Here is a 1,840-nt window from a genome sequence, read left to right as displayed (position 1 = left end):
GAAATGTTGAACTATGTCCGGGAAGGGGACAGGGTGATTGTACATTCCATGGATCGTTTTGCGCGAAGCTTAAAAGATTTGGTGACTGAAGTGGATAAACTGGTCAAACGAGGGATTGCCATCCAGTTTGTAAAAGAAAATATTACTTTTACGGCCCAATCCACCCCGATGGATAATTTGATGCTGCAACTGATGGGTGCTTTTGCTCAATTCGAGCGGGAAATTATCTTAGAACGTCAGAAAGAAGGGATTAAGATCGCAGCAGCTCAGGGCAAATATAGAGGTCGTGTCCATAAATTGAATCCAGATCAAGCTAAAGCATTACTGCAAGCCTGGAAAGAAGGAAAATATTCATCAAAAGTTGATCTGGCAAAAGCGTTTGGTATCAGTAGACAGGCTGTCTATCGGTATTTAAAACAAATTAATTAGTCACTAGATGGACTGAAAGGTGCCTACAAAATCAGTGGCTATTCATACTGAGGAAATAAAGGAAAAAGAACTGAATGAATTTTTAGCTTTAGTTAAACGCTACTTATAACTTTAAAGCACAGTCTTTTAAATAAAAAAACTGTGTGCGCACCTATTAATGACAGTGGTAATCACCAGTTTTACTGTTGGTATGACAACCCTGTGAGTTCGTTCCCCCAGAATGAGCATTCGCATAGGTAAATGACATGCCTATAAAGCATATTAATAAAATTCTTTTCATCTTAATCCCTCTCAAATAATTAGAATATCAACTGTATGATATTTAATAAAAGCCAACATGGCTTAGACTATTTCCAAATATATAAAGTAAAGCCAACAAAACTTTAAATGTATATAAAAAATGGTTAAATAATTGCAAGGGGGGCTTTAAAACGTTTTAATCGTAAAGCATTTCCTAGTACAAATATTGACGAGAGAGCCATTGCACCAGCAGCAAATACAGGAGAAAGTAGCAGTCCAAATTGCGGATAAAGTACACCTGCTGCAATAGGAATCAGAGCTGCATTGTAAACAAATGCCCAAAATAAATTTTCACGAATATTGGTTATAGTCGCTTTGCTTAAAGCGATAGCATTCGGCACTCCTTTCAGGTTGCCAGACATCAAAACCACATCAGCAGCTTCAATAGCTACGTCTGTACCTGTACCTATCGCTAAACCAATATCGGCTTCTGCAAGTGCAGGGGCATCATTAATGCCATCTCCAACATATGCGAGTTTACCATATTGATTTTTTAATTTTTTAACGGCCTCTATTTTACCTTCTGGTAAGACTTCTGCAATAACCTCATCAATACCTAGTTTTTTTGCAATCGCTTGAGCTGTATGACGGTTATCACCTGTAATCATGGCAACCTTTAAACCTAACTGATGTAACGCTTCAATTGCAGCAAATGTTGATTCTTTAATTGGATCTGCTACAGCAATAATGGCAGCAAGTTTCTGGTCAATCGCAACATAGAGAGGGGTTTTTCCTTCTTCTCCCAAACGATCCGAAAATTGAGAAAAAACATTAGGATTCAAACCTAGTTTTTCCATATATCGGTCTGCACCAATATGAACCAAATGCTCAGACACCGTTGCTTCTATTCCGTAGCCGGTCACTGATTTAAAATCAGCAACAGGAGACAGGATTAATTCCTTATCTATAGCGGCTTGTACAATTGCTCGAGCAATAGGGTGCTCAGACTTTGATTCAACGGCTGCCATCAGTGAAAGTACGGCATTGTATTCAAAACCTTCTAAGACATGCAGATCGGTTAAAATTGGTTTCCCTTCAGTCAGAGTCCCTGTTTTATCAACTGCAACCACTTTAGTTTCTTTGAGCAGCTGTAAAGCTTCACCTTTACGAA

The 1,840-nt window shown here is 38.5% G+C and carries 3 protein-coding genes; 1 reads left to right on the top strand and 2 read right to left on the bottom strand.

Annotation, left to right across the window (positions count from 1 at the left end):
* The coding region (locus tag B2Y23_RS08855; protein WP_291370294.1) for a recombinase family protein at nucleotides 1-429 on the top strand (429 nt) is incomplete at its 5' end.
* A gap of 154 nt (nucleotides 430-583) precedes the next feature.
* On the opposite strand, the gene B2Y23_RS08850 is transcribed toward B2Y23_RS08855, so the two are convergent.
* A complete protein-coding gene (locus tag B2Y23_RS08850; protein ID WP_151809984.1) occupies nucleotides 584-676 on the bottom strand; it encodes a YHYH domain-containing protein in 93 nt (30 codons plus the stop codon).
* Nucleotides 677-833: 157 nt separating this feature from the next.
* The coding region (locus B2Y23_RS08845) for an HAD-IC family P-type ATPase (RefSeq protein WP_291370291.1) at nucleotides 834-1,840 on the bottom strand (1,007 nt) is incomplete at its 5' end.

This window comes from Acinetobacter sp. UBA5934 (assembly GCF_002430855.1).
In the GTDB taxonomy this organism is placed as follows: domain Bacteria; phylum Pseudomonadota; class Gammaproteobacteria; order Pseudomonadales; family Moraxellaceae; genus Acinetobacter.
This window is presented reverse-complemented; position numbering and strand designations above follow the sequence as displayed.

Excerpts from the sequence above, each read along its gene's own strand:
- B2Y23_RS08850 (WP_151809984.1), bottom strand. The coding sequence starts at position 676 with ATGTCATTTACCTATGCGAATGCTCATTCTGGGGGAACGAACTCACAG.